Origin of the sequence: Micromonospora sp. DT178 (genome assembly GCF_049841695.1) — a bacterium.
In the GTDB taxonomy this organism is placed as follows: Bacteria; Actinomycetota; Actinomycetes; order Mycobacteriales; family Micromonosporaceae; genus Micromonospora.
Genome location: NZ_JBNCKV010000096.1, coordinates 1 through 248 on the forward strand (window position 1 = coordinate 1; position 248 = coordinate 248).

Here is a 248-nt window from a genome sequence, read left to right on the forward strand (position 1 = left end):
TCGGTGAAGTCGAACATCGGCCACACCCAGGCAGCCGCGGGCGTCGCCGGGATCATCAAAATGGTCCTGGCGATGCGACACGGGCTGATGCCCAAGACACTGCACGTGGACGCCCCGTCAACACACGTGGACTGGTCAGCCGGATCGGTGCGACTGCTGACCGAGGCCACACCATGGCCGGGCAACGGCCGACCACGGCGGGCCGGGGTGTCCTCGTTCGGGATCAGTGGCACCAACGCCCACCTCAT

Annotated in this window: 1 protein-coding gene; it reads left to right on the forward strand. The window is 66.9% G+C overall.

What is annotated here, in order from left to right:
* Positions 1 to 248: ketoacyl-synthetase C-terminal extension domain-containing protein (locus ACLQ22_RS32120; protein ID WP_425695623.1), on the forward strand; the 248-nt coding region annotated here is incomplete at both ends.